This window comes from Solemya pervernicosa gill symbiont, from assembly GCF_002020875.1.
Taxonomy (GTDB): domain Bacteria; phylum Pseudomonadota; class Gammaproteobacteria.
In genome coordinates, this window is sequence record NZ_MPRL01000055.1 from 18,395 (window position 1) to 39,559 (window position 21,165).

The window sequence follows — 21,165 nt, forward strand, 5'->3', positions numbered from 1 at the left end:
GTTCAGTACGTTAAGATGGGCACGCTGCGCTTTGCCCATCCTACGTATGTGTGTGCATTGGATATTGTTGGATATCTCGGTGCTGGCTCATTGATGGGCGCGCCGCGCATTGCCCATCCTACGGTGTGATTGGTTGGTTAAAGCTTCGTAGTTTCAAACCAAGGTAGGATGGGCAAAGCGTAGCGTGCCCATCACATCAACCCTCAGGATGAGGATGCTCGATATGGAATATCGTCGTAACTTCGAAGCCGGTGGTACCTATTTCTTCACCGTCGTCACGCAATCACGACAACCCATCCTCATCGATAATATCGATCTGCTGCGTGCCGCCTTCGTGCACACCCGCAAACGCTACCCCTTCGAAATCGATGCCGTTGTTGTTCTCCCCGATCACCTGCACACAATCTGGAATCTCCCGAGAGGGGATGATGACTATGCACGCCGCTGGATGGTGCTGAAACGGAAATTTTCTTCACCGCTCTCTTCTGCAACATTGAACAGGTCTCAGCGTCGAAAACGTGAGAAAGGGGTCTGGCAGCGTCGCTACTGGGAGCACACTATCCGTGATGAGAGAGATTGGCGCCACCATCTCGATTACATCCACTACAACCCGGTCAAACACGGTTACGTGCAGGCACCCAGGGATTGGCCCTACAGTTCATTTATGCGAGCTGTAGGCGATGGGTTGTACGAACCGGATTGGGGGATGGAAATTCCGGCAGGGGTAGCTGATGTTGAGTATGAGTGATGGGGTTATGAAGAGGATCGCGATCGCCAAATGGCCGGGGAGTCGCTATTTTTGCGGAAGCTTGTTTTGGGCATCCAAGCCCAAGCAAGCGGCAAATACTTAACGCGACCGTTTATGCCTACGGCGCCCCGATATCGCGGACTAACCGCCTTCGCTTCGCTATCCATGGCGGTCAGCGGATGAGCTGGTTCCCCTTAAGCCTCACTACGCGCTGATCGCCACTGTCGATCTGGTCATCATTCGCTAGGAGCATGAGGATGCGGCTTCTGTTCTCTTTGGGCGCTGTCTCCACCGCGGCGCACTGATGTCTGACGGCCATGTGAGTGGTAACGATCTTGTCTGTGGTCTGCACGGCTGGGATTACGACTATAAAACCGGTGTCAGCGCCTATAACCCATCAGAGAAACTGGCACGCTTCGCGTCCTGGGTGGATGAGGATGAGATCGAGGCGTGGGCCTGCGACCATCCGCACCCCTACGACCGCGACGCTTATCAGGGTCTCTACAAGGATCTGCACGGCACCGTAGACGAACCCCACACCCAATATATCCAGCACCTGGCAGAGCACGGCCTGTCGAAGGCCGGCCACCATGGTCGCATTAGCGCCATGGGTGTGCCTCGCGACCAATTGCCGAAGTGGGAGGATATTCAGATTCTCACCGCACAGCTGCACCGGGTTCCGCTGCTCGATGAGGCCGCGGTGGCCACAGAGGCTGTGATCGGCCCCAACGCCAATCGACCATTGATACTTGAACGACCCCTACTGGTCTCCGACATGAGCTTTGGTGCCCTCTCCGAGGAGGCGAAGGTTGCACTGGCGATGGGTGCAGAGCTGGCGGGCACCGGCATCTGCTCCGGTGAGGGCGGCATGCTGCCGAGTGAACAGGCGGCCAACTCACGCTATCTCTATGAGCTCGCCTCGGCGCGCTTCGGTTATTCGATGGAGAAGGTTCAGCGCTGTCAGGCGTTCCACTTCAAGTGCGGGCAGGGGGCGAAGACCGGCACCGGCGGCCATCTGCCGGGTTGCAAGGTGAAGGGCAAGATTGCCGAGGTACGCGGACTGGTCGAGGGTGAGGCGGCGATCTCTCCACCACGCTTTCCCGACTGGGAACATGTGGAAGATTACCGCGCCTTTGCCGAGGAGGTGCGCGAGGCGACCGACGGTATTCCGATCGGGGTAAAGCTCTCGGCACAACATATCGAGCGCGATATCGAGGCGGCGCTACAGATCGGTGTCGACTACATCATTCTCGATGGTCGCGGCGGTGGCACCGGTGCCGCCCCACTGCTGTTTCGCGACAATATCTCGGTACCGACCATCCCGGCACTGGCGCGTGCCCGTCGCTATCTCGACCAGCAGGGACGCGGCGATGTATCACTGATCATTACCGGTGGACTGCGACTTCCGGTCGATTTTATCAAGGCGCTGGCGCTGGGTGCCGATGCCATCGCCCTCTCCAACTCGGCCATTCAGGCGATCGGCTGTCTCGGTATGCGCGCCTGCCATACCAATAACTGCCCGGTGGGTATCGCCACCCAGCAACCGCACCTGCGCCAACGGCTGAAGATCGAGAAGGGGGCGGAGCAGCTGAACAACTTCTTTCGCGCCTCAACCGAGCTGATGCAGGTGATGGCGCGCGCCTGCGGCCACGACCACCTGAATCAATTCTGCATTGACGACCTGACTAGCTGGCAGCGTGAGATGGCCCACCTCGCGGGCGTCGCCTATGGTGGCGTATCACTTTGAGCAACCCAGCAGCTTTACGAACGCTGCTTCGACACCTGCTAACGATTCAGTTCGAATCCGAATCGACCACAGCGCTTGTAAATCGCCCTGTAACTATCTACATTCGGTAGCCCTAATTTATCGCAACCAACTGACAGAACTGACAAAACGAGATGAAAAACAGCCTGCCTTTACCACAAGAGAAGAAACTCAATGTTGTCGTGCGAATCGAGCCGGGCTGTCTTGGGCCGGAGGGCCGAGAGACCGTCGAGGAGTTCTGCAATTTCGCACAGCTTGAGGTTGAAGATCTCGACTCCGACTTTGTCCACTGGGAGCTTTCGCCGCGCCATGATAAGACGCTTCCTGAGATGCAGTACATGGTTAATGAAAAATCCCTGACACACGATAAGGCGGACAAATATTTAGGGATCTTTGATAAAAGCCTGAACGAATTTGAAGCGCACATTCATGACAAACTCGCCCTGCTGATCGACGACTACCTGGCATTAAGAGCGAGCTAACCATCCACACCACACTACCGATCGACAGGGAGCGTTACATTGGAAATCTGGTTGGTTGCTTTTATCGGCGGACTCGTCGGCTCGGTACTGATGGATATCACCGAGGCACAGCTCAGTAAGGTTGGTATCAGTAGCGGTGTAACGGGTGCCTACGTTGGTCGCTGGGCTCACAGCCTGTTATCTGGTCTGTTTTTTCATCGAGATATTGCCACCACCGATCCCGTAGCGAATGAGCTTCGAATTGGGCAGCTGTTCCATTTTATTATCGGTGGCGGTGTAGTTGCGCTCTTCTACCCTTTGCTGCTGATGATCACCGGGATTGGCCTCTCTACTAATCATCTGCTGATGGCATCAATCTTCGGTCTGCTCACGAGCGCACTTCCCTGGTTTATTCTGATGCCCTCGTTTGGCTGGGGGCTCTTTGGTTTTAAAACGCCTTTTAGTTCGAGACCTATTCTCTCGCCCCTGCTATCTCACATTCCATATGGATTTGGCATTGGCGCAACACTCCTCATCTACTATGAACTGTTGAGTTAAAAAGCTAACAGACCACATACTCAGACAGCCCCACTCTGTTTTATTTTCAGCTCGATCGCACACCTGACAGGCGCGAAGGTTCTTGCTCTCTACATCGACTACCCGCCTGCTTGCATGCCCTCATTGGGCTTACCAATATCAACCCCAAATCGAAATCGCCTGTAACAAGATGTTGATTTAATCATCCCTTCCTCGTTGAAACAGAACCGCTTTCACCCCTCTGATATCGGATATATGATTGGGGTTCGTTCGTATCATCGCCACCCAGGGTTTGATAATGAGACAGCTCACTACCGCTCTTCTTCTCCCTCAGCTTGCTACGACGATCTGGATCTCACTCCGATCGTTCGCCTGTTTATAGGGTCACGGCTATCACTACTACCGAGATAACCTGCGACAGCTGTGATGCTGCCTGCTGTCGCCTTCAGGTCATTCTGGTTGATGACAACCGGGTGCCTGAGACGATGACCGAGCAGAGCAGCTGGGGTGGTGAGGTAATGCTACGAAGAGACGACGGCTGGTGTACTGCGCTCGATCGTACCACCATGCTCTGCACAATCTATGATGATCGCCCACAGATCTGTCGTGACTTCGAGATGGGCAGCGTCGAGTGCATCAACGAACGTGATGCCTCCTTCTCCCTGCTATAGCATTCATACGACACACTAAAATCCGTTACGAACCATCAGATTGAACCGCATATTTGTGCGGAACTTTTTGACTCTTTTCCGCCTCCAAGCCTATCCAGGCTTGCGCTTATCAAGCACTGAACAGACATAGTGAATCCATCAATACGAACAGGGACTTGATACAGAAATGATGTCGTCAATGCGTGAATTTTTTAAGCTCGAATCTTCCAGCGGCATCATCCTTGTCGTCGCTGCCATCTTAGCGATGATCATGGCCAACTCACCGTTGGCAATCTACTACAACATGTTGATCGAGATGCCGGTTGAGGTTCGTGTTGGACCACTCGAACTCGCCAAGCCACTGCTGCTGTGGATTAACGATGGCCTGATGGCGGTCTTCTTTTTCCTTGTCGGCCTGGAGCTAAAACGCGAACTGCTCGAAGGTGAGCTCAAACAGATTGGTAACGTCGTGCTACCCGGCCTTGCCGCCGTTGGCGGAATGGTAGTGCCCGCTCTCTTCTATCTACTCTTTAATCAGGACAACACCACCGCCATGCAGGGCTGGGCCATTCCCACCGCGACCGATATCGCCTTCGCACTCGGCGTGCTCTCGCTGCTGGGAAAACGTGTACCGATCTCCCTGAAGATCTTTCTCGTTAGCCTGGCGATCTTTGATGATATGGGTGCGATCATTATTATCGCTATCTTCTATACCGCCGATATCTCTCTGCTCTCGATGATGATTGCTGCTTCCTGCCTGGTTGGCCTCTTTATTCTCAACCGCCGTGGCACCAGCGAGATGACACCCTATATTCTGCTCGGCACCATTATGTGGGTTGCTGTACTTAAATCTGGGGTTCATGCCACTCTGGCCGGTGTCGCATTGGCACTCTTCATCCCGATGAAGAGCCGTCACAATCCCGGCCAATCACTACTCAAACAGATGGAACACGATCTACACGGGGCCGTCGCATTCTTTATCCTGCCGCTGTTTGCCTTTGCCAACGCGGGTATATCACTCGAGGGTATCGGCCTCTCCCAGCTACTCCATCCCGTGCCGCTAGGTATTGCCACCGGACTCTTCTTTGGCAAACAGATTGGTGTGTTTCTCTTCTGCTGGCTGGGGATCAAGCTGGGGCTGGCACGCCTGCCCAGCGACATCAGCTGGGGCATGCTCTATGGTGTCTCGCTGATCACCGGTATCGGTTTCACCATGAGCCTCTTCGTCGGCTCACTCGCTTTTGAGGAGACCGGCATAAATATGCTCTTCGATGAGCGCCTCGGTATCATCATCGGCTCACTGCTCTCTGCGGTATGCGGTTACTTTGTACTTCGTCATACACTTCCTAAATAGGGTGGCTCTATTTTTCGATTTACAAATTTGTGCAACCAATCACACCACTCTCTCTCATCATGAGCTATCTGTTTATATAACCGAGCAAATTGGAACACTATTTGCTGTGATCAATATAAGCAGACAGAGCCGACCATTTTTTGACGTCGGCACAGGAGGCAGAGATGAGTCCAGATACTCGAGAATTTCTCGACCGGGTTGCCTGCATCGCTCAGGCCAACGTCAACTACCTGCACAACAAGGAGCACTCCGAACGCTCACTTGATGATGAGGGTTCCGCCCTGCTAATGAGCGCCTACCTGGAACTCTACGATCAGTTCATGGGCACAGAGGCACGTACCACTACGCCCTCTTCGTTTGCCTACGCTGCAGCCGAAAGCTGCTGCACCATGCGACGCACGCTTGAGCAGCTACCTAAACATGATAGGGGAGTCGCTATTTTTGCGAGAGTTTGTTTTGGGCATCCAAGCCCAAGCAAACAGCAAAAACTTCACGCGACCGTTTATGCCTGCGGCGCCCGGAGTGATGAAGAGCACGGTCTCTTCACCCTGATGCTCGGCTTTATGTTTATGTTCAAACACCTCTATGTAGTGAAAGGGTAAGAGGGCACCAAACTCTCCCACGGCAACCGATTCGCCTCCCTTCCACCACTGCGTGGAAGGGGACGCAAATCACATCGATAGCTCAATGAAACTTATTTGCTAACATGGCATCTACATTCACGACTTTATAAATACATGTGGACCAAACAGATGCGCAAACTAATCACAATCACCCTTCTCTCACTTTCACTCTCATCCATCCCCGCCCTCTCTCACGCAGAGGAGAGTGCCTGGGAGAAGACCAAAGATGGCAGCAAGCAGGCGTGGGAAGGGGTGAAGCAGGGCTCTGGCGAAGTATGGGAAGAGGTTAAAGAGGAGTCTAAAGAGGGCTGGGAGGCGACTAAAGAGGGATCTGGCAAGGTATGGGAGGATGTAAAGGAGGGCTCGAAGGAGGGTTGGAAAGCAACCACTGAAGCCTCTAAAGACGTCGCTAAGAGCACCGAGAAGGAGTCCAAGAGTCTCTGGCAGTCGTTCCTTGATCTCTTTGAGTAAACCGACGTAGAGCTATTCAGTAATTCTGTGTGGCCGATAACAGATGGGTTATCGGCCACACCTGCTCAACACTTCTCTTGCCCGAACTCTCGGACCCACAGCTGGCGCGGAACTTCTCTCAAGCCACCTCAATCGACCATATAGCTTGTTTTTTATAAGGTATATCGCAGAATTTTCAACAACCTATACCACTTTTTCGATATTGGACGCTCTCCCAGATTGCGACATAATGAGGCATGACTATTTAAAGAACCATTCAGGTTACACTTTAATAACACCATCTGGCGTAGCCAATTATGAGCAGTGAGACTCAATCCGCAGAGACAGACCAGTCATTGGAGAAGCTGCTCTCCAGTATCTACGGACTGGTCGCCTATCTCGACTGTGACTGTAATTTCATCAAAGTTAATAAGGCCTACGCTGAAGCCGATGGACACGAACCCTCCTTTTTCATCGGCAAGAATCATTTCGAGCTCTATCCTCATGCAGAGAATGAGGCAATATTCCGCCGCGTTATCAAGAGCGGAGAACCCTATCCGGGGAGTCGCTATTTTTGCGGAAGCTTGTTTTGGGCATCCAAGCCCAAGCAAGCGGCAAATACTTAACGCGACCGTTTATGCCTGCGGCGCCCCGACTATCGCGGACTAACCGCCTTCGCTTCGCTATCCATGGCGGTCAGCGTTGGTGTGCGTTGGGATGAGTCTCCACAAGGACGTGGTCCGGTCGGCACGGCCATTCGTACCGGTGAGGCGCAGCTCTACAAGATCAGTGATCTGCGCTTTAAGCCGTGGCAGTGCGCTGCACAAAAGTATGGTCTAGCGTCGGTCTATTCGTTGCCACTCACCATCAAGGGTGAGGTATATGGTGCACTCACGCTCTACTCCAATCTGGAACAGGTTTTCGACAATGAGGCTGAAATCACACGTATCACCAGTATTGCCAACCGCCTCCGCATCGCCTCCGACACCTCGATTAATCAGCAGCATCAGCGTCTGTTAGGTGCTGCACTCTCGGCGGCGGGTAGCGGTGTCATCATCACTGAGCGTGACGGCAAAATCGTCTGGGTAAATGAGTCGTTCTGTAAACAGAGTGGCTACAGTGAGAGTCAGGCAATCGGCCAGACACCACGCATTCTAAAATCACATCAACATGACAACGACTACTACGCAGAGCTGTGGAATACGATATTGAATGGTAAACGCTGGGCCTCTGAAACAGTGGAGCGTCATATTGACGGCTCCCACTACATCGTCAGCCAGACAATCACTCCCATCTTCGATAATGCAGGTGAAATCAGCCACTTCATCGCCATCCACGAAGACATTACTGCACAGAAAGAGGCACAGGAGCGGATCGAGTATCTCGCTCACCACGATGGGCTCACCGGTATTCCTAACCGTGCACTCTTCTACGACCGACTCGAACACACCATCTCACTGACAAAACGTGAAAAAGGCACCTTTGCACTGATGTTCCTCGATCTGGATCGTTTCAAACCGATCAACGATACCTACGGACATACGATAGGTGATCAGCTGCTACAGGAGGTCGCACAGCGCATCGGTTCGGTTTTACGTGAGAGCGATACTGTGGCACGACTCGGCGGCGATGAGTTCACTGTAATACTGCCCACTATCAATGATGAACATGAGGCGTTTAAGGTTGGTAAAAAACTCTCCGAGGCAATTTCCGCTCCCTATCAACTCGGTGATCAGGAGATTATCACCAGCGCCAGCATAGGTATCGCAATCTACCCCGAGCACGGCACCAGCGATATTGAACTCATAACCGCTGCCGACTCAGCCATGTATAGCGCCAAGGAGACTGGTCGACACTGCATCGCTCTTGCCTCTATTTAGTGCTCTTCAATAGCTTCGTCGCCAAACACTATTGTGTTTAATCGCCAAGCCGTTACGCTCTACCTCCTAACAGTATTTCAAACTTCCACCATGACATCGGCTCGTAACGTACGAGGCGATATATTCAATGTTCTCCAACAAGAGTTAATAAGCAATGAGTGATCTCGCAGCAGCTATGACCAAGGCACGCCAGTACGGTATTGGCGAATATCTGGAACTTCTTGGAGAACTCTCTCAAGAGTCACAACGCAAAGGAAAGCTTGAACGAAAAACCAAAGAACTGATTACACTGGGTATTGCACTGGCCAAGGGGTGTAACCGCTGCATCACGATTCATACCCAGGCAGCGAAGCAGCTCGGTGCAAAAAACAAGGAGCTGCGTGAGGTCAACAAGGTACTGCTGTTTCTTAACGCCAGTCCTGCCGACAAAAATGAAGACCTTTGGCGAGAGTGGAAGGATTCGTGGGCGGTCTTTTCCGCCTCCAAGGGTGCGATTAACCGCAAACATCGTGAACTGATTGGACTTGGCATCGGTATCGTACGTCAGCAGAAGCGACACATTGAACTGCATACCAAGGCCGCCTACAAGATTGGTGTAACTCCCGAGGCGATCTTTGAGGTGATGCCGATCGCGCTCCTGATGGACGGCGCGCCTGCGCTCTCTCAAATCCCACACCTGGTCAACCAGATCGATAAATTAACTTCTTGATATGACACCCGCTATCAATATCGCCAAAGACGCCAAGAACGCGTTTACGATTCATGAGTATCAACACGACCCAAAGCATGAATCCTTTGGTCTGGAGGCCGCGGAGAAGCTAGGCGTCGATCAGCAGCGTGTTTTTAAAACACTGGTAGTCAAACTCGACAACTGTGATCTGGCCATTGGTGTTTTACCCGTCTCCACCCTATTGAGCATGAAGACCGTGGCTAAATCCCTGGGTGCTAAACGTGCCGAGATGGCCAGTCAGTCCGATGCTGAGCGCGCAACGGGCTATCTACTCGGTGGCATCAGTCCATTGGGACAAAAGCGTCGTTTGAAGAGCGTTATCGATCAGAGTGCACAGCAATATCAGACCATCTACGTAAGCGCGGGTCGCAGGGGTCTTGAGATTGAGCTTGCACCAAATGATCTCTGCAGACTCGCAAGTGCCTCATTCGCTGCAATCACACAATGAAACCAGCCCAAAAAAACAGACATCTCTTTAACGTGACTACTTTCAGTTAAAAAAAGGGACTGACAGCTCAGCACCACCAGCCCCAATAAAACTACAACTCACCACAATCAAACACTCATCAGCTATAAGCATAACCAGTAGTGCACTAACAAAACCTTTATATTGCCAACACCTCCACTCGATAGTGACTAACAATCAAAAACAATCATGCACACGAGTGAGTAGAAGATATAAACGTAGCACCAACACTCTCTTCGTCAAGCCGTCTCTACACGTCACCATTTAATAACACCAAGAAATTAGTCGTATATTTCTAGTCGACCCATCTCGATTGGACTATATTCATCAACACTTCCCTGCCAATCAACCTGTTTCGAGATTGAAATATGAATGAACATGAGAAGATCAATTACGTGGAACTACCCGCTAGAGACATCGAGTCTACCAAGCACTTTTTCACAAATGTCTTCGACTGGTCATTTGTCGATTACGGTCCAGATTACGTCGCCTTCTCAAATGCGGGTATAGCGGGTGGTTTCTATCGTGCTGATCTTTCATCGTCTACTGAGAACGGCAGCTCACTGATTGTCTTCTATAGCGACGACCTGGAGCAGACCCAGGCAAAGATTGAAAAGGCTGGGGGCTCAACGATTAAACCAATCTTCCTCTTCCCCGGCGGGCGGAGATTTCATTTCGCCGACCCCAACGGCAATGAGTTTGCCGTCTGGTCTGAGATCAATAGCTAGCAGCCCATCAACTCGAGATAACGAGCTATGTGCAGTGACCTCCATGTGGGCAGCTGTTTATACCGACAATATGGTAGAACGGGCACCAACCCACCAGCGCTGTGATGATCGGTACAACACCAATCCAACCCCAGATGCCGATTGTTCCGCTCATCGCCAGTGCGATCAGGATGATACCAATAGCCAGTCTGGCCACCTTGTCGAGTGAGCCTACATTCATCTTCATGACAACCACCTCCTCGTGCGGGTACCATGTAACGTGAATATAGCTGAATGACTTGGTTCAAACTTCAAAATACCCCTGTAATTCCTGTACTTATTTACTCACCAACAAACTTGAAATTTAAAACATCGAGATATGATTACACTTATCAACACCCTTTCTGCCATTGGCCAATCCGACTTTAAACAGACCTTCAAACAGGAGGTTGAGCAGCTCGACGCAAAGTTACTACCACTGCAGGAGGGTTTGTCACTCAGCTCCTACGTGAGCGAAGAGCCGTTCAGTGCCGTACCACTCTCAGTGAACGAAGAAGCTGATGTTATTACGGTAAAATCCGGGATCTTCTACTCGGGCATCATTGCCGGCTGCAGCTGCTCCGATGACCCTACACCCAATGACAAGCAGAACGAGTATTGTGAAATTCAATTCATCATCGATCGTCATAGCGGTGAAACCAGCGTCACGTTGCTCGACGATTAACTGCTCGTCTACACTCATATGATTCTATCGCTACGCGAGGGATGGACATGCTGAGACCTTGGCCACTAATTACCACCGCTGTATTACTGTTCGCTCTTGGTGGAAATATCACTGCTGGCGAGCTTGAAACGGGTGCTTGTCATACACCCAGCGCGAACACCGATCTACGCCACTGTAACTTCAATGGACGTGACCTGAGCGGTTCGGGGAGTCGCTATTTTTGCGGAAGCTTGTTTTGGGCATCCAAGCCCAAGCAAGCGGCAAATACTTAACGCGACCGTTTATGCCTACGGCGCCCCGAACGGCTGGATGGCGTCGATTTCGCCAACGCTCGCCTCTTCAACTGCAATCTCTCTGGCGCAAGTCTGCAGCATGCCAATCTCAAATGGGCAGCGTTAGATGGTTGCACCATCATCGGTGCCGACTTCACAGATGCCGATCTATTCCACACCACCTTTGATGAGGGCGTACTTGATGGCAGTAAATTCACCCGTGCCAATATGTTTGGTGCCAACCTGAATCTGGTCACGGCACGTAATGTCGATTTCAGCAATGCCTACATGAAGGATATTGCGATGGAGGAGAGCGATCTCAGCGGCAGTAAATTCAAAGGTTGTTTCATGCAACGCGCCGTATTGATCAATGCACAGCTCACCAATACCAACTTCTTTACCGCAGTCCTGACTGGCGGTGCCCTGGAGGGGAGTAACTTCACCAACGCCGATCTAACTCGCGCACTCATTAACGGCGTACGCCTCGATCACGCCCTGCTTGTTGATACCGACCTGCTCAATGCGCGCTTTGTAAATTCAGTCTTGCTAAACACCGATTTCACCAGTGCCCGGAACATGCCTGAACATCTTAGATTAATGTTAGAATCACGCACTCGATAACCACTCTGCTCATGTGAACTACACGGTCGTAATATCAATAACATTGTAAGCATTCACTTTCTTACACAGTGATATATAGACCCTAAACCTTTTAGAGCAGACACCAAACGAAACAACAATAATGAAATATTACCTGCGACGCATATCTGCTTTTTACCGAGGTAACTTTGCCAACCACGGAGTGCTTGGCGTTATTCGCACTACCTTTGCGCTACTCATAATGGCACTCGTGCCAATTGCATCTCAACTCGGTTCTCGCGGCAAACACTGCCCCTGCTGCGGTTGGCAAGGCGCCAGATTCATGCCATTTCTCGCAACGGGCTACATCTCATTCAACAGACGCTGTCCAAAGTGCCAAAGTGCGCCCCGACACCGTGCGCATCGAATCTTTTACGAAAAGAACTTGGACCTTATGCATCAGAAGGGAAAACTTCTCTATTTTGCACCAGAAAGTAACATCGACTATCTGCAAACCAATGACGGACTCGAGATAAAGACATCAAATTACCCGGACGGTGAGGCCGATCTCCACCTAGACATAATGAATATGTCGATTCCTGATAACTCCTTCGACTACATCATCTGTCACCGCGTAATCGAACACCTACCCGATGACAGGTACGGCATGAAGGAGTTCTATAGAATTCTCAAACCTGGTGGAATCGCCGTAATTTCTGTGCCAATCAACCTGGACATGCAGGAGAGCATCGAATATGGCGAAGCCAATCCACTTGAAAATGAGCACTTTTATCACTACGGACTAGATTTTTCTTCCCGGATCCCACAGGAATTTGTTATCCAGAGTCACAAATTTACAGATACCTTCTCGGAGAGCGAATTCGATCGACTCTCTCTGTTGGAGGATTATATATTTGTCTGTAAAAAGCCCCCAGCAAACGAATAGATAAAACTAATCCTTCCAGTAACCCTTATTACCTGCCACACCCTGTGCATCAGCGGCTATCGCCTCTGCCTCATCACGACTACTGACACCACCCAGTGCGTATAGCGGTAGTGTTGTTGCTGCCGCAATCTGTTTAAGACCCTGCCAACCGATCGGTTCTATATCGGGGTGCGCCTTGGTGTATCGGACCGGTGAGAGCACGCCAAAGCTGGCCCCAATCGCCTCACCCTGCTGCAGACCTTCTAACGTATGTGCCGATACTGCGATCAGGTATCGTTTACTCAGTGGTCTTTGTTTGCACTGCTTAAGCGCCTTGCTATCGAGGTGTAATCCATCTGCACCCAGCTTCTCAACCAGTTCAGCATTACCCGTCAGCAGTACCTTACAGTCGTAACTGCGTGCCAGCACAACAACCCGTTCGGCCAACGATGCGTAGGCCTCTTCACTGTAACCCTTCGCCTTAAGCTGCATCAGTCGCGTTCCCGCCTGAAGGCTCTTCTCGACGCCCTCGATAAATGCCGCTTCATCCTCCGGGCTCGGTGTGATCAGGTAGTGAGTGGGTAGTGTCATGATTGAGTGCTCTCTATTAACAAATTCTGCTGCATAGTATTGAGTTATCATGCCCATATAAAGCACCCAACCCAAGTCGATAGATGGAACACCAGAGATGAACAATTCAAACTCCACCAAGTTCTGGCTCGGCAACGCCGTACTCGCCGTCGCACTGATCATGCTGCTCTTCATGGGTGCTATCTGGGAGGCAATGGGGGGTGCCGCGATGGGACTCTGGATCGCACTGGTGATCGCCGGGGTCTACCTGCTATCAGGCAAGGGCGGAGGCGGCCCCAACATGCCGGAATGAGTCCAATCTCAGACCCCGTATCGTCCACAAAATTCAGGGGTTATTCGCACTATTCGTCGGCTGACATTGTGTTATCGTCTGGTGTTCACAACTAGACCAACAGATGCTGGAGCCGACATGAAAAACACCTTCGATTCTCCCCTTCCCGATAGCAACGGTTTTTTTGGCGAGTATGGTGGTAGCTTCATTCCACCGCAGCTACAGACCATCATGGATGAGATCACCGAGGCCTATCTTGAGATTCGCAAGGACCCCGGGTTTCAGAAGGAGCTGGCGCGTCTCTATCGCCACTATGTCGGCCGCCCCAGCCCGATCTTCCATGCCGCCAGCCTCTCAGAGAAGTACGGCGCTGATATCTACCTCAAGCGTGAAGATCTCAACCACACCGGCGCGCACAAGATTAACCACTGCCTCGGCGAGGCACTGCTCTGTAAGAAGATGGGCAAGAAGAAGCTGATTGCAGAGACCGGTGCCGGACAGCACGGCGTGGCTCTGGCCACCGCTGCTGCATTGGTCGGACTGGAGTGCGACATCTACATGGGTGAGGTCGACATCGCCAAGGAGCACCCCAACGTGGTGCGCATGCAGATACTCGGCGCCAAGGTGATTCCCGCTACCCACGGCCGCAAGACGCTCAAGGAGGCGGTCGACGCTGCATTCGAAGGCTACATGCAGGATCCCGTCAATCAGTTCTATGCGATCGGCTCAGTCGTTGGTCCCCACCCCTTCCCGATGATGGTACGCGACTTCCAGTCGATCGTCGGTAACGAGGCGAAGGAGCAGATGCAGGAGCTGACCGGCGGCCTACCCGACAACATCGTCGCCTGTGTCGGTGGTGGCAGTAACGCGATGGGTATCTTCACCGCCTTCCTCGATGATGATTCGGTCAAACTACACGGCGTTGAACCTGCCGGCCACGGTGTGGAGAAGGATGGTGACCACGCCGCCACCATCACCAAGGGAAAGCCCGGTGTCATGCACGGTTTTAAATCGTACATGCTGCAGGATGAGGCAGGTGAACCGCAGGAGGTCTACTCGGTCGCCAGCGGACTCGACTACCCCTCGGTCGGTCCGCAGCATAGCTACCTGAAGGATATCGATCGCTGCAACTATGAGCACATCGACGACAAGGAGGCGATCGATGCCTTTTTCGAACTGGCCCGTGAAGAGGGCATTATCCCGGCAATCGAGTCAGCACACGCTATCGCCTTTGCCATCAAGCTGGCACAGCGTGGCGAGAAGGGTTCGATCCTGATCAACCTCTCGGGTCGCGGTGACAAGGATATCGACTTTGTTGTTGAGAACTACGGCAAGGATTACGGTATTACCAATCGTATGTAGTTAATATGCAGGTCCATCTGATTGGATTCACATCAGATGGACCTCTTCACCACCATCAAGGCGAAATTATTATCGCATCTATTTAACTGAACCAAACCAACTCCGGTAACTTGTCCCAATCACCGATCCGGTCTATAACCAATCTCGTTACAACTTCATAAATATATAATCACCTCACACTCGACTCTCTACTTGAGAAGATTGCGGCAACAAATACATAAGGTTGAATAATGGTCAGCTATTTATTGAAATCGGGGAGTCGCTATTTTTGCGGAAGCTTGTTTTGGGCATCCAAGCCCAAGCAAGCGGCAAATACTTAACGCGACCGTTTATGCCTACGGCGCCCCTCCATGGCGGTCAGCGACGGTGGTTCCCACACTCTTTCTTACTGCCTGCATAATTACACCGTTACAGGCCGATGAGATTAATTTACAACCTGGCATGTGGCAGTGGACAACCAAGATGGAGATACCCGGTATGACGATGCAGGTTCCTCCGGTTGTGCACAGTGGCTGCATCAACCGTGAAGACCTTGTCCCCACCAATCAAAATCAGCACGGCGATTGCACCATTACCGACCAGACCATCAGCAATAGTCAGGTGACCTGGACCGTGAACTGTTCATCACCACAGGGCAGCTCAACGATGAACGGTGTAATGAACTACAGCGGCGATACGGCACAGGGAACTATGAATGTCATCGCGCAGGGGATGACCATGAATTCAACCATCTCCGGAGAGCGGACAGGTGGCTGCGCCAACTAATCTTTCTCTTAAACAATAAAAAAGCCCGGCAATGCCGGGCTTTTTTATTGTTCCGATTTAATTAGAAATCGCCTTCAGCGCCTCGCTTCATGATATCGAGGATGATCTCCTTAACCTTAATCGCCTCTGCCTTCAGCTCTGCCGGCAGTGGCTCGCCACCGTGAATCATCAGATCCATATCGAGCGCGTAGAGCCACAGCTTGCCCTGCTTGTCCTCAATCATGGTGATGCGACAGGGTAGATAAGCGGAGAAGGCATCACTGTAGTCGAGCATCATTGCCGCCGTCAGTGAGTTACAGAACATGAAAATCTTGGCGTATCGGTAGGGCTTTCCGCTCTTCGCCTCAACATCTTTATAGAGTGGCAACTCACCGACATTTGAGATGTTGTGCTCATTAGCGACAAATTTCATCGTCTCCTCAACCTCATCGGCGCTCATGCCTTCCGCCACCGGCACCTTCCAGATCGTCGCCTCAGCAGCATTGCGCGTCTCGATGATCTTCTCACCCATCGCCATGTAGGTATCAAGCGCCTTCGGGTCGAACTGCTCCAGCTCCTGATTGACGCGATTCGTTCCAACAACAGCAACGATGACAGCGGCCAGTCCGACCAGTGCAAACAGGTTGATGATTAATCTCATGACTACTCCTCAGTTAGGTGGTGACACGCCGTCCGATGCAGCGCACCATTCAAGGGCACAATCTTCTTATTGTTGACCTATTTTCCGGGTCAGACCAGTGACAATAACTGACGCTCACGACTGCCAGCGGTCACTATTCCGACCAAATCAGGCGGTTATTATGGTGTGATCTGCACTATTTTGGTAGCTGGGGAAAACCCGAGCAACCCGCTCCATCAGCCAAATCACTCTATTCCGCTATACTGCCCACCCCATTCAAACCCTGCAACGGATGACCCCATGAACCGAGAAGCTGAACAACTCACCAAACGTCATCAAGAGCTGACACACTCTGAGATGCTTAAGGTCACCTCACATGTGCAGCGTGAATCGGGAGAGTGGATCATCAACACCGTGATGATTGAGGGATATGACGTCCCCTTCAAGTACAAACGCAAACAGCGCTACAAGGATCTCAAGGGCCAGCGCGTCAATATGACTTACTACCCAGCCACCGTGACTGTTTCAGGCATCGAATTCGAAGTGATGAATGTAGTGCGCATTAAGGTCTCCTGAAGCCCACATTCCTACCTGATGATAGGTTTATACTCGCCACATGTCCGAACTCGATCTCAGCCAACAACGTACCCTGATCAACCATCTGCATAGTCAGCTGGCGAGTGGTGAAGAGGCCGAGCTAATCGAGACCCACATCTCCTGGGTGATCCTGGCAGGTGACTACGCCTATAAACTGAAAAAATCGATCGACTTCGGATTTCTAGACTACTCCACACTCGAAAAGCGTCGTCGCCAGTGCGAGGCCGAGCTGCGCCTAAACAACCGTACTGCCGCCAATATCTATCTCGATGTGGTCGCAATCGGTGGCCAAACCGATGCACCGTTGATTGATCAACAACCCGCCATTGAATACATGGTAAAGATGCACCGCTTCCCACAACATGCGCTCTTCAGCCAACAGCTTAAGCAGAAGCGGCTCAAACCAAACCACATCGATTTACTCGCCGAGCAGGTCGCCGAATTCCATCGCACCACTGAGCGTGCAGCCGAAGACTCTGAGTTCGGCACCCCCAAGACGCTCTTCCACCCCATTAGTGAGAATTTCGAACAGATTCGTGAACGTATTGATGACCTCGAGTTGTTACAACGACTGCAAAGCGTTGAACAACAAAGCCGCGAGTTCTTCGAAACCCACCAGCCACTCTTTACTCAACGTAAGGCCGATAGCTTTATCCGCGACTGCCACGGCGACCTGCATCTCAACAACATCATCCTGCTGGATGAAAAACCGCAGCTGTTCGACTGCATTGAGTTCAACGCGCGGCTGCGCATTATCGATGTCATAAGCGAGATCGCCTTTCTGGTAATGGATCTTCAGGAGCACGGTGCTGACCATCTGGCCAACCAATTCCTCAACCGCTACCTCGAACTCAGTGGTGACTATGAGGGCGTGCGCCTGCTCCCCTTCTACCTCAGCTACCGCGCCATGGTGCGTGCCAAGGTCGCCACGCTACGAGTCGATCAACCCGGACTCGATTGCAGTGAACGGCAAGCCATCATTGACGACTTCAGCGCCTATCTCAGCCTTGCAGAACGCTACAGTAAAAACACCACACCTCAGCTAATCATTACCCACGGCCTCTCGGGTTCAGGAAAAAGCACCCTGACCAAACCGCTACTGGCGAAGCTCAATGCGATTCGCATTCGCTCCGATGTTGAGCGTAAACGGCTCTTTGGACTCGACGCACTGGCGCACAGCGGTAGCAATATCGGTACAGCGATCTACAGTCGTGACGCAACCGGGCAGACCTACACTCAGCTTGCCAGCCTCACAACGGCTATTCTTGCCGGTGGTTACACGGTTGTTGTCGATGCGACCTTCCTCAAACGCGAGCAGCGTGAGCGCTTCCGCTCACTCGCTACACAACTCAAACTGCCCTTCCATATCATCAGCTTCCAGGCTCCACCCGAGTTATTGAGAAAGTGGGTCACAGAACGTTCTGCACTAGGTAACGACCCCTCGGAGGCCGGTGTCGAGGTGCTTGACGCCCAACTGCACAGCTACCAACCGCTAGAAGACGATGAACTCGATGCAACCATCGTCATCGAGACCGGTAAGCTCCACTGTGCAACGACTATTAGCGAAACGATCATCAATGCCATTGAGCCTTAAAAAGATCGCCAAGTTTTTTATCAATCCGATCCGTCATCCCTTTCGCCACTGGACGGCAGAGTATCTGCGTGCTCCCCGATTTCCTCATTATCGGCGCGATGAAGTCGGGCACCACCAGCCTCTATCAATATCTGATTCAACACCCCCAGATAAAGCGGGCTCAGCGTAAGGAGGTTCACTATTTCAATAGTGGTCGTATCAACGCTGGGGATACCTACAAACTGGGCGAGAAATGGTACCGCAGCCACTTTCCGCTACGCATGGAGATGAGGGGAAAAATTTGTGGGGAGGCGACACCGATGTACCTGCTCTATCCCCACGTCCCAGCACGTATCCATCAGACGAAACCCGACACCAAGCTGATCCTGCTACTGAGAAACTCCACCGAACGTGCAATCTCACACTACTTCCATGAGATAAATCGGGATTGCGAGGTACTCCCTATCATGGAGGCACTTGAAGCTGAAGATAGTCGACTTGAGAAAAGCCTAAATACGAACAACTTTCAGTCAAACGAATATCGATGTCACGCCTATAAACTACGCGGCCACTACCGTAAACAGATTGAGCGATATCTCCAGTTCTTTGACCGCGAGCAGCTACTGATTCTCAACAGTGAGCGCCTCTTTACTCAACCGGAAGAGACTCTTCGAGAGGTCTACCAATTCCTGGACGTCGATGATGGCTACAAGATTCCTGACCTGAAACCGCGCAATGTCGGAACCCGACGTACTGTAGTGAATGCGGAGGTCTACGATTACCTTAACCGCTATTTTGCGCCCCACAACGAGGCACTATTTGAGCTGCTCGGTGAGCGGTACGACTGGTAAGACTAGGCCGCCTGTAGAAGCGCGGTAATGGTCGACAGCTCACGTTCTTTACGAACCTGCTCAAACAACAGGCTCGCCTCGCCACCCTGCTGCTCACTCCACATACCGAGCCACTGCTTGATGCGAGTTGCCGCACCACGTTGATTCTCGGCATCGGCCATCATTTCGGCCAGCTCAATCACCAGTGCACGCTGCTCAGACCACGCGACTTCAGAGACCTCTTCACCCGCCTCACTCTGGTGCAGATGCTGCGCCAGATAGGGGTTGTGCACCGCACCACGTCCGACCATGAAGTGATCGCAACCACTGATCTCACGACACTGGCGGAAGCTCTCAACATCGTTGATATCACCGTTGGCCACCACCGGGAAGCTGACCGCCTCTCTGATCTTTGCCAGCCACTCCCAGCGCGCCGGAGCACGGTAGCCGTCGGCACGGGTGCGTGCATGTACGGTGATCAGATCGGCACCTGCCGCCTCGATTCCCTGCGCGATCTCCACTGCATGGTCGGGATGGTCATAACCGAGGCGAATCTTGGCCGTCACCGGTATCTCGGCGGCCACCGCACGGCGGACCTCAGCCGTGATCTCATTGATACGCTCCGGCTCCTCCAGCAGTGATGCACCAACACGCTTTTTGTTAACCGTCTTCGAAGGGCAACCAAAGTTGAGATCGATACCCAGTGCGCCATGTTCAACCACACGCACTGCGTTACCGGCCAGCACTGACGGATCGTTACCCATCAGCTGCACCACCACCGGTGTACCTGAATCGGTACGGCCACCCTGCTTCAACTCAGGTACAGAACGATGGAAGACGCGCCGCGGAAACACCCGATCGGTAACCCGAATAAACTCACTCACACACCAATCGTAGTGACCGATACGGGTCAGGATCTTGCGCAGGTAGGGGTCGATTAGCCCCTCCATCGGGGCGAGCAGCAGTTTCATCGCTTCACATCTATTTGAATCGACAACGATTCAGTCCATCAATTGGGTTCGGGCCGCTATTCTATGCCCGCCGCTGCACCACAACCAGTCTCTGGCAAAGCGACAGTAGTCGACTACGCTTGTTGGGTATAGAGCACCATCTGTACTCATAGCTTCAACAACACCTCAGAGGAGAGTGAAGATGCCTCAAACCTACCAGTCGATTACCGTCAACGCACCCATTGAGCGTGTATGGGGGCAGCTCAGTAACTTCCACGATATGTCCTGGGCACCCCACGTCGTCGAGCGCTGCGATGCGGTCGGCGATAAGACGGGGACCGAACCCGGCGCCCAACGGGTGCTTAATGAGGCGTTCCACGAAACGCTGCTCGAGGTCGATCCGGTCGGTCATCAGCTCCGCTACTCTATCGACGACGGCCCCTCGCCCGTTTCATCCGCCGATGTGCGTAACTATATCGGCACTATCCACCTGGTTGCCGATACCATCAATAACACCACCCTGGTCGAATGGGCCTCCTCATGGGAGTCAGCCAATGATGAAGCGGAGTCGTTCTGTCACGGCATCTATGTGGCTCTGCTAAAAGAGCTCGCCCAACAGTAACCCTGCTAGCCATCGCCCCCAGAAGGGGGCGGTGCCCACTGCTCTGCACCGAATCGGCACGCGCTACCCACATTGCGCTGCACCTGCCGCACACAGTTCCATATAATGGCTCCA

26 protein-coding genes and 1 pseudogene are annotated in these 21,165 nt (G+C 52.4%); 23 read left to right on the forward strand and 4 right to left on the reverse strand.

What is annotated here, in order from left to right:
* Nucleotides 1-223: 223 nt before the first annotated feature.
* From BOW52_RS12090 to BOW52_RS12150, 13 genes and pseudogenes are all read left to right on the forward strand, one after another.
* Complete coding sequence (locus BOW52_RS12090; protein ID WP_078484375.1) at nt 224-748, forward strand: REP-associated tyrosine transposase; 525 nt, start codon at nt 224-226, stop codon at nt 746-748.
* Between the two features lie 184 nt (nt 749-932).
* Nucleotides 933-2,495, forward strand: a pseudogene (locus BOW52_RS12095) (glutamate synthase-related protein).
* A 152-nt stretch (nt 2,496-2,647) separates the two neighbouring features.
* Nucleotides 2,648-2,995 carry a hypothetical protein gene (locus BOW52_RS12100; protein ID WP_078484336.1) on the forward strand — a complete coding sequence of 116 codons (348 nt, stop codon included), beginning with the start codon at nt 2,648-2,650 and terminating at the stop codon, nt 2,993-2,995.
* A gap of 39 nt (nt 2,996-3,034) precedes the next feature.
* On the forward strand, nt 3,035-3,532 hold the full coding sequence (locus tag BOW52_RS12105) for a DUF2938 family protein (RefSeq protein WP_078484337.1): 498 nt from the start codon (nt 3,035-3,037) through the stop codon (nt 3,530-3,532).
* 314 nt (nt 3,533-3,846) lie between these two features.
* Complete coding sequence (locus BOW52_RS12110; protein WP_078484338.1) at nt 3,847-4,182, forward strand: YkgJ family cysteine cluster protein; 336 nt, start codon at nt 3,847-3,849, stop codon at nt 4,180-4,182.
* A gap of 166 nt (nt 4,183-4,348) precedes the next feature.
* Entirely contained in the window at nt 4,349-5,515 is a 1,167-nt protein-coding gene (nhaA, locus tag BOW52_RS12115; protein ID WP_078484339.1) for a Na+/H+ antiporter NhaA, read from the forward strand.
* 164 nt (nt 5,516-5,679) lie between these two features.
* Nucleotides 5,680-6,117, forward strand: a complete 438-nt coding sequence (locus BOW52_RS12120; RefSeq protein ID WP_135622338.1) for a hypothetical protein — start codon at nt 5,680-5,682, stop codon at nt 6,115-6,117.
* Between the two features lie 150 nt (nt 6,118-6,267).
* The gene (locus tag BOW52_RS12125) at nt 6,268-6,609 is read left to right on the forward strand and encodes a hypothetical protein (protein ID WP_135622339.1); all 342 of its coding nucleotides are present in this window, start codon (nt 6,268-6,270) and stop codon (nt 6,607-6,609) included.
* A 296-nt stretch (nt 6,610-6,905) separates the two neighbouring features.
* The gene (locus BOW52_RS12130; RefSeq protein ID WP_078484342.1) at nt 6,906-7,214 is read left to right on the forward strand and encodes a PAS domain-containing protein; all 309 of its coding nucleotides are present in this window, start codon (nt 6,906-6,908) and stop codon (nt 7,212-7,214) included.
* Between the two features lie 15 nt (nt 7,215-7,229).
* Nucleotides 7,230-8,468: a sensor domain-containing diguanylate cyclase gene (locus BOW52_RS12135; protein WP_269087655.1), complete on the forward strand. Its 1,239-nt coding sequence runs from the start codon at nt 7,230-7,232 to the stop codon at nt 8,466-8,468.
* A gap of 154 nt (nt 8,469-8,622) precedes the next feature.
* Entirely contained in the window at nt 8,623-9,177 is a 555-nt protein-coding gene (locus BOW52_RS12140) for a carboxymuconolactone decarboxylase family protein (protein WP_078484344.1), read from the forward strand.
* 1 nt (nt 9,178) lies between these two features.
* Entirely contained in the window at nt 9,179-9,646 is a 468-nt protein-coding gene (gene ybaK / locus BOW52_RS12145; protein ID WP_078484345.1) for a Cys-tRNA(Pro) deacylase, read from the forward strand.
* Between the two features lie 386 nt (nt 9,647-10,032).
* Complete coding sequence (locus BOW52_RS12150) at nt 10,033-10,392, forward strand: VOC family protein (RefSeq protein ID WP_078484346.1); 360 nt, start codon at nt 10,033-10,035, stop codon at nt 10,390-10,392.
* Between the two features lie 25 nt (nt 10,393-10,417).
* Here BOW52_RS12150 and BOW52_RS12155 read toward each other — a convergent pair whose 3' ends face one another.
* Complete coding sequence (locus BOW52_RS12155) at nt 10,418-10,618, reverse strand: YgaP family membrane protein (protein ID WP_078484347.1); 201 nt, start codon at nt 10,616-10,618, stop codon at nt 10,418-10,420.
* 132 nt (nt 10,619-10,750) lie between these two features.
* Here BOW52_RS12155 and BOW52_RS12160 point away from each other — a divergent pair, with 132 nt between their 5' ends.
* The 3 genes from BOW52_RS12160 to BOW52_RS12170 all read left to right on the forward strand — a co-directional run bounded on the left by BOW52_RS12160 (nt 10,751) and on the right by BOW52_RS12170 (nt 12,892).
* Nucleotides 10,751-11,095 carry a hypothetical protein gene (locus tag BOW52_RS12160; protein ID WP_078484348.1) on the forward strand — a complete coding sequence of 115 codons (345 nt, stop codon included), beginning with the start codon at nt 10,751-10,753 and terminating at the stop codon, nt 11,093-11,095.
* Between the two features lie 305 nt (nt 11,096-11,400).
* On the forward strand, nt 11,401-11,988 hold the full coding sequence (locus BOW52_RS12165) for a pentapeptide repeat-containing protein (RefSeq protein ID WP_078484349.1): 588 nt from the start codon (nt 11,401-11,403) through the stop codon (nt 11,986-11,988).
* Between the two features lie 121 nt (nt 11,989-12,109).
* Nucleotides 12,110-12,892, forward strand: coding sequence for a methyltransferase domain-containing protein (locus BOW52_RS12170; RefSeq protein WP_078484350.1), 783 nt, complete (start codon nt 12,110-12,112; stop codon nt 12,890-12,892).
* 6 nt (nt 12,893-12,898) lie between these two features.
* Here the strand turns inward: BOW52_RS12170 and BOW52_RS12175 are convergent, their stop codons facing one another.
* The gene (locus tag BOW52_RS12175) at nt 12,899-13,462 is read right to left on the reverse strand and encodes a thiamine phosphate synthase (protein WP_172840329.1); all 564 of its coding nucleotides are present in this window, start codon (nt 13,460-13,462) and stop codon (nt 12,899-12,901) included.
* Between the two features lie 97 nt (nt 13,463-13,559).
* Between BOW52_RS12175 and BOW52_RS12180 the strand changes: the two genes are divergently transcribed.
* The 3 genes from BOW52_RS12180 to BOW52_RS12190 all read left to right on the forward strand — a co-directional run bounded on the left by BOW52_RS12180 (nt 13,560) and on the right by BOW52_RS12190 (nt 15,860).
* Nucleotides 13,560-13,754 carry a hypothetical protein gene (locus BOW52_RS12180; protein WP_078484376.1) on the forward strand — a complete coding sequence of 65 codons (195 nt, stop codon included), beginning with the start codon at nt 13,560-13,562 and terminating at the stop codon, nt 13,752-13,754.
* Between the two features lie 117 nt (nt 13,755-13,871).
* Nucleotides 13,872-15,095, forward strand: a complete 1,224-nt coding sequence (gene trpB, locus BOW52_RS12185; RefSeq protein WP_078484352.1) for a tryptophan synthase subunit beta — start codon at nt 13,872-13,874, stop codon at nt 15,093-15,095.
* A gap of 366 nt (nt 15,096-15,461) precedes the next feature.
* Complete coding sequence (locus tag BOW52_RS12190) at nt 15,462-15,860, forward strand: DUF3617 domain-containing protein (protein WP_172840330.1); 399 nt, start codon at nt 15,462-15,464, stop codon at nt 15,858-15,860.
* Between the two features lie 61 nt (nt 15,861-15,921).
* On the opposite strand, the gene BOW52_RS12195 is transcribed toward BOW52_RS12190, so the two are convergent.
* Nucleotides 15,922-16,500, reverse strand: coding sequence for a DUF302 domain-containing protein (locus tag BOW52_RS12195; RefSeq protein ID WP_078484354.1), 579 nt, complete (start codon nt 16,498-16,500; stop codon nt 15,922-15,924).
* Between the two features lie 279 nt (nt 16,501-16,779).
* On the opposite strand from BOW52_RS12195, the gene BOW52_RS12200 reads away from it, so the two are divergent.
* From BOW52_RS12200 to BOW52_RS12210, 3 genes are all read left to right on the forward strand, one after another.
* Complete coding sequence (locus BOW52_RS12200) at nt 16,780-17,055, forward strand: hypothetical protein (protein WP_078484355.1); 276 nt, start codon at nt 16,780-16,782, stop codon at nt 17,053-17,055.
* Nucleotides 17,056-17,095: 40 nt separating this feature from the next.
* A complete protein-coding gene (locus tag BOW52_RS12205; RefSeq protein ID WP_078484356.1) occupies nt 17,096-18,670 on the forward strand; it encodes a bifunctional aminoglycoside phosphotransferase/ATP-binding protein in 1,575 nt (524 codons plus the stop codon).
* A 68-nt stretch (nt 18,671-18,738) separates the two neighbouring features.
* Nucleotides 18,739-19,500, forward strand: a complete 762-nt coding sequence (locus tag BOW52_RS12210) for a sulfotransferase domain-containing protein (protein ID WP_078484357.1) — start codon at nt 18,739-18,741, stop codon at nt 19,498-19,500.
* A gap of 2 nt (nt 19,501-19,502) precedes the next feature.
* Here BOW52_RS12210 and BOW52_RS12215 read toward each other — a convergent pair whose 3' ends face one another.
* Complete coding sequence (locus BOW52_RS12215; RefSeq protein WP_078484358.1) at nt 19,503-20,450, reverse strand: tRNA dihydrouridine synthase; 948 nt, start codon at nt 20,448-20,450, stop codon at nt 19,503-19,505.
* A gap of 181 nt (nt 20,451-20,631) precedes the next feature.
* Here BOW52_RS12215 and BOW52_RS12220 point away from each other — a divergent pair, with 181 nt between their 5' ends.
* Complete coding sequence (locus BOW52_RS12220; RefSeq protein WP_078484359.1) at nt 20,632-21,051, forward strand: SRPBCC family protein; 420 nt, start codon at nt 20,632-20,634, stop codon at nt 21,049-21,051.
* The last annotated feature ends 114 nt before the right edge of the window (nt 21,052-21,165 follow it).